The 5,466-nt window shown below is 64.8% G+C and carries 5 protein-coding genes and 1 pseudogene; 2 read left to right on the forward strand and 4 right to left on the reverse strand.

Features of this window, described 5'->3' with window-relative positions; genetic code table 11:
• The first annotated feature begins 230 nt into the window (after positions 1-230).
• Positions 231-638 (forward strand): homoprotocatechuate degradation operon regulator HpaR, encoded by a 408-nt coding sequence (gene hpaR, locus EN742_RS22420; RefSeq protein ID WP_245455560.1) that lies wholly within the window; start codon positions 231-233, stop codon positions 636-638.
• Between the two features lie 172 nt (positions 639-810).
• Here the strand turns inward: hpaR and EN742_RS22425 are convergent, their stop codons facing one another.
• Together EN742_RS22425 and EN742_RS22430 are read right to left on the reverse strand one after the other, a co-directional pair.
• Positions 811-1,320: a flavin reductase gene (locus EN742_RS22425; protein ID WP_127405548.1), complete on the reverse strand. Its 510-nt coding sequence runs from the start codon at positions 1,318-1,320 to the stop codon at positions 811-813.
• 11 nt (positions 1,321-1,331) lie between these two features.
• Positions 1,332-2,876 carry a 4-hydroxyphenylacetate 3-hydroxylase N-terminal domain-containing protein gene (locus EN742_RS22430; protein WP_127405551.1) on the reverse strand — a complete coding sequence of 515 codons (1,545 nt, stop codon included), beginning with the start codon at positions 2,874-2,876 and terminating at the stop codon, positions 1,332-1,334.
• 94 nt (positions 2,877-2,970) lie between these two features.
• Here EN742_RS22430 and EN742_RS22435 point away from each other — a divergent pair, with 94 nt between their 5' ends.
• Positions 2,971-3,840, forward strand: coding sequence for a helix-turn-helix domain-containing protein (locus EN742_RS22435; RefSeq protein ID WP_126056110.1), 870 nt, complete (start codon positions 2,971-2,973; stop codon positions 3,838-3,840).
• An 86-nt stretch (positions 3,841-3,926) separates the two neighbouring features.
• Here EN742_RS22435 and EN742_RS22440 read toward each other — a convergent pair whose 3' ends face one another.
• Both EN742_RS22440 and EN742_RS39525 read right to left on the reverse strand, forming a co-directional pair.
• Positions 3,927-5,279: an aminotransferase class III-fold pyridoxal phosphate-dependent enzyme gene (locus EN742_RS22440; protein WP_128333288.1), complete on the reverse strand. Its 1,353-nt coding sequence runs from the start codon at positions 5,277-5,279 to the stop codon at positions 3,927-3,929.
• A gap of 24 nt (positions 5,280-5,303) precedes the next feature.
• Positions 5,304-5,466, reverse strand: a pseudogene (locus tag EN742_RS39525) (HAD family phosphatase); the annotation flags it as partial.

Below are 5,466 nucleotides of genomic sequence, written 5' to 3' on the forward strand. Positions count from 1 at the left end.
ATCGCCATATGGGGCAAAGGTTTCCTCCACCTTTTAATTAACATGTGAATTACATCTTGACGATCGAATGTCAAGCGTCGTTCTCTGTGTCCCGGCGGCGGGATTGCCGCTCCCGGTAAAATCGCGGATATAGCTGCGATCGGGGTGCTAATATTTACCGCGACTCGTACTGGATTGGATTTTTCGGAGACCTGATTTTGCTACCACCGAGCACTCGTCGCTCCCTGCCGATGGCTCTGCTTCGCGCTCGCGAGGTGATCATGGCGCATTTCCGGCCGATGCTTGCCCGCCACGACATCACCGAGCAGCAATGGCGCGTGCTGCGGGTTCTTGCCGAGACTGGGCCGCTGGAGGCCACCGAACTCGCCAACCGCGCCTCCATCCTGCCGCCAAGCCTGACCCGCATCATCAAGGCGATGGAGGAACGTGAGTTCATCACCCGCAACAAGGTCAAGGATGACGGCCGCCGCGCGCTGCTCGCCATCAGCCCGGCTGGTCTGGCGCTGATCGAGGACCTGACGCCCGAGCGCATCGCCATCTACGACGCGATCGAGAAGCGCTACGGCGCCGCCGAGCATGAGCGGCTGCTGGATATGCTGGAAAGCCTCATCCAGTCGGAGTCGACGGAACAGGGCTGAGTTTCGCGCGAGCGCCCCCTCATCCGGCCGCTTCGCGGCCACCTTCTCCCCGCTGGGGAGAAGAGACAAGCGCTGGCGCTGGCGATCTCCTCTCCCCTTGGGGAGAGGTCGGATTGCCCCGAATTGCCCTTCGCAATTCCGGTTGGCAATCCGGGTGAGGGGGCGCCGCTCCTCACCCCCCGAAACTGCCGACCGCGCTCGGCTGCATGTAGTTGCGGCCGACATAGAGCAGCGCCGCCTTGTCGCTGCCGTGGCGGATGTCGACGACGCGGCCGAACATCACATTGTGCGTGCCGACCTTGTTCACCGCGCCGATCTCGCAGTCGAAGCTGACGATGGCGTCGAGCAGCGCCGGCATGCCGGACGGCATAGTCTGCCAGCGCGCCGCATTGTAGCGCTCGGCCATGTCGCGGATCGCGCCGGCGAACTTTCCCGCCAAATGCATGTGCGACTGGGTCAGCACGTTGACGCAGAAGCGCTGGTTGGCGAGGAACAGGCCGGTCTGCGCCGAGCGCTCGTTCATGCAAACCAGCAGCGTCGGCGGATCGTCCGAAACGCTGCACATGGCGGTGGCGGTGAAGCCGCCGCGCCCGGCCGGGCCGTCCGTGGTGACGATGTTGACCGGCGCACAGACCCGCGCCATGGCGTCACGGAATTCCAGCCTCGAGACCTGCGCCTCCATGGCCGGCCTCCTCAGCTCGCCGCAGCTGAAAGCGGCGGCAGCCAGGTGTCGCCGGTCCAGCCCTTCTCGTCATAGTCGGCCATGCATTGGTCGACCAGCTCCTCCATCTGCTTCAGCCGGCCGCCGCGCTCGGCGCCCTTCAGCACCTGCAGCCGCACCTCTTCCGGCGCACCGGCATAGTTGAGCTCGTAGAGCGCGTGGCGGCCACCGAATTCGGTGCCGGTCGCGTCCCACAACAGCTTCATGATCTTGATGCGCTCGACATGGCCCATGTCGTTGGAGCCGCGCACATATTGCGCGAGGTAGCGGTCGATCTCCGGATTGTCGAAATCCCTGGCCGAGGACGGCAGGTAGATCAGCCCCGAGGCGATCACCCGGCGCACCGTGTCGATGACGCGCGGATAGGCCTCCGACATGAAGGTGCGGTAGGAGAGGGCCGCCTCGAGATTGGGCAGCACCGCGCCGCTGGCCCACGGGATCGGGTTGTGTGCCATGGCGTTGGAAAAGCTCCAGAACATGTGGCGCAGCGCGATCACCTCGCCGAGTGCTGCCTGGTTGCCGCGGAAGGCATCGCCGCCTGTAGCGCGCAGCGCCTTGGCGAGCAGGCCGCAGAGGAAGTCGAGCTTGACGGCGAAGCGCGTGCAGCCCTGGAAGCAGTAGCCGTGCATGAAGCCCGACGCCGGATGGAAGGACAGGATCTTCTGCGCGTCGCGCAGCACCAGCACGTCCTCCCAAGGGATGAAGACGTTGTCCAGCACCAGGATCGCGTCGTTCTCGTCGAAGCGCGACGACAAGGGATAGTCGAAAGGCTGGCCGGTCGTGTTCGCCGTCTGCTCATAGGAGACGCGGCAGAACATCTTTATCCCCGGCGCGTTCATCGGCACGATGAACATCACTGACAGCGATGGGTCCTCGGTGACCGTCGCCGAGCTTTGCGCCAGGAAATTGTAGTGGGTCAGCGCCGACGACGTCGCCACCACCTTGGCGCCCGACACCCAGATGCCGGCATCGTTCTCCTTGGTGATGTGCACGAACACGTCCTTCACGGCCTCGGCCGGCTTGTGGCGGTCGATCGGCGGATTGACGATGGCGTGGTTCATAAACAGGACCGCTTCCTGGGCGCGTTTGTGCCAGGCGAGCGCATTGTCCTTGAACGGGCCGTACCATTCGGCATTGGCGCCGAGCGTGTTCATCAGCGCCGCCTTGTAATCGGGCGTGCGCCCCATCCAGCCATAGGACATGCGCGACCAGTCGGCGATCGCGGTCTGCTGCTGGGCAAGCTCGGCGGCGGAATGGGCGACGCGGAAATATTTATGCGTATAGCCGCCCGAGCCGGTATCGGTCGGCGCGGTCAGCGCCGCCTGCCGGTTGGGGTCGTGCAAGGCGTCATAGAGGCGGGCCAGCGAACGCGCCGAATTGCGCATCGCCGGATGGCTGGTGACATCGGCGACCCGCTCGCCATTGATATACACCTCGCGCCCGTCGCGCAGGCTCGCGAGATATTCGGCGCCTGTGAACGGCCGTTTCGTGTCGGCCCGGAAATCTTCCGATCGCATCATGATCCTCCCTTTGATTGGTGGAGAGTAGCCGCAAGCCGCGCGATGGTTTATGGACGAAAGCGATAAATCACTTGGACTTTTTCGGGCCGCCATGAGCCAGACCGCCATTCCCGAATTCTTCGTCTACGGCGAGCCGGCACGGGCGCTCGACGTCGGTTTCCTGCATGTCGAGACGGTGCAGGCGCGCGCTTCCGTGCATCGCGGCCAGGTTCTGGCGCACAAACATCCGCAAATGGCGCAGATCACCTTCTGGACGGGTGGCAGCGGCACCTATCGGATCGAGGACAAGACCTGGAGTTTTTCCGCTCCCACCGTGAGCTTCATGCCGAGCGGCGTGGTCCATGGCTTCGACATCGAACCAGGCACCGATGCCATCGTCGTCTCGGTCGCCGATGCGGCGCTCGCATCCATCGCCGAGCAGTCCGCGCTGCCGCTCGACCAGCCGGTTTTCGTCACGGGGCGCGGCGAGGGCGCGCTGTGGGAGAGGTTGGGTAATACGGTCAGGATGATCCAGGCGGAATATGCCGACAGGCTGCCCGGCGTGGAAAGAATCCTGCCGCCGCTGATCGCGGTGGCGCTGTCGGGCATCGCCCGCCTCGATGCGCAATCGCAAGCGGTGACGGTGCCGGCGGCGGTGGCGCTCGGCGGCCGGCTGCGGCGCCTGATCGACCGCCATTTTCGCGACGACTGGCCGGTCGAGCGCTATGTCGAGGAACTCGGCACCACCCGCCACCTGCTCGACAAGGCCGCGCGCCAGGTGCTGGGCGCAGGCGTGCGGCAGGCTATCGGCGACCGGCGCTTGATCGAAGCCAAGCGCCTGCTGCTCTTCACCATACGCACGGTCGAGGACATCGCCTACGAGACCGGCTTCAACGACCCCGCCTATTTCTCGCGCTTCTTTCGGCAGGGGGTTGGCTTGCCGCCGGCGACGTGGCGGAGACAAAGAGTGAGTAGTGAGTAGTAGGTAGTAAACGGAGCGAGGATTGAACAAATGTTCGAGCCGAAATTCTACTCATACTCACTACTCACTACTCACTACTCACTTACTCACGCCGCAGCAGACAACCCGGCATCCAGCGCCTCGCCGATCTTCGCCACATCGGCCGCCGAGATGACCAGCGGCGGCGACAGGATGACGGTGTTGCCGGAGACGCGCAGCATGACGCCGGCCTGGTAGGCGGCATCGGCCACCACGGCCAATGTCTTCTTGTCGGCCGGCTTCTTGGCGGCGCGGTCCGAGACGAGCTCTAGCGCCGCCATCAGGCCCTGGTAGCGGACATCGCCGACCAAAGCGTGCTTCGCCTTCAGCGCTTCCAGAACCTTGCCGAGCTCGACGCCGCGCGCCGCCGCGTTCTCGTTGACGGCAAGCCGTTTTGTCTCGGCGAGCGCCGCCAGCCCGGCCGCGCAGCCGACCGGATGGCCGGAATAGGTGTAGCCGTGGCCGATGGCACCGAAGCTCGTCTTGTCGGCCTCGAAGACATCGGCGACCTTGGCGCCGATCATGGTGGCGCCGAGCGGGAAATAGCCCGATGTGATCGCCTTGGCGATGGTCATGAAATCCGGCTTGGTGCTGGAGAGCCGCGAGCCCGACCACGCGCCGGTGCGGCCGAAGCCGGTCACCACCTCGTCGGCGATCAAAAGGATGTCGTGGCGGTCGCAGATCGCCCGCACCAGCGGCATGAAACTTTCATGCGGAACGATTACGCCGCCGGCGCCGAGCACCGGCTCCAAGATGAAGGCGGCGATGGTGTCGGCGCCCTGGAAGGCGATCTCGTCCTCGATCGCCCGGGCGCAGAGCTTTGCCAGCTTCGCCGGATCGGTCTCGTCGAACGGATTGCGGTATGTCCATGGCGCCGGGGTATGGAAGACGCCGGGCAGCAGCGGCTCGTAGTTGCGGCGGAAATTGGCGTTGCCGTTGACCGAGGCGCCGCCGAAATGCGTGCCGTGATAACCCTTCTTCAGCGCCAGGAATTTCGTGCGGTCGCCCTGGCCGCGGATCTTCCAATATTGCCTGGCGAGCCGGAGCGCCGTCTCGACCGAGTCCGAACCGCCCGAGGTGAAGAAGGTCCGCACCATGCCTTCGGGCGCGAACCATTCGGTGAGCTCATACGCGAGCTCGATCGAGGGTCCGGTCGAGGTGCCGCGAAAGCCGGAGTAATAGGGGAGCGCGTCGAGCTGCGCCGTCATCGCCTTCTTGATCGGATCGCAGCTGTAGCCGAGATTGACGTTCCACAAGCCGCCAACGGCGTCGAGCACGGTGCGGCCGTCGACATCGGTGACCGACACGCCTTCGCCCTTCATGATGATCTTCGGCGGGCTCGCCCGCATTTCGGCCGGATGCGCCATCGGGTGCCAGATCGGCTTGGCGTTGTTTTCGGTGAGGAAGTTGATGTCACGCATCGGGAGGGGCTCCGGTTTTTCCGATTATGAGAGCGTCAGGCCGAAATGGGCCAGCGCCTCGGCATAGCTTCGCGCCGGTCGGGCGACGTCGAAATGAACGGTGGGCATGCCGGCGGCAATCGCGCCGTCGACATTGCGCTTCTGGTCGTCGACGAAGACGCAGGCCGAAAGCGGCAAGTGCAGCGCC

The sequence above is a fragment of the Mesorhizobium sp. M4A.F.Ca.ET.020.02.1.1 genome (assembly GCF_004022645.1).
GTDB lineage: Bacteria > Pseudomonadota > Alphaproteobacteria > Rhizobiales > Rhizobiaceae > Mesorhizobium.

What these genes read in the sequence shown, in the direction of transcription:
- EN742_RS22425 (WP_127405548.1), bottom strand. Translation starts at nt 1,320, where the DNA reads ATGGAGGCGCAGGTCTCGAGGCTGGAATTCCGTGACGCCATGGCGCGG.
- EN742_RS22440 (WP_128333288.1), bottom strand. Translation starts at nt 5,279, where the DNA reads ATGCGTGACATCAACTTCCTCACCGAAAACAACGCCAAGCCGATCTGG.
- hpaR (WP_245455560.1), top strand. Translation starts at nt 231, where the DNA reads ATGGCTCTGCTTCGCGCTCGCGAGGTGATCATGGCGCATTTCCGGCCG.
- EN742_RS22430 (WP_127405551.1), bottom strand. Translation starts at nt 2,876, where the DNA reads ATGCGATCGGAAGATTTCCGGGCCGACACGAAACGGCCGTTCACAGGC.
- EN742_RS22435 (WP_126056110.1), top strand. Translation starts at nt 2,971, where the DNA reads ATGAGCCAGACCGCCATTCCCGAATTCTTCGTCTACGGCGAGCCGGCA.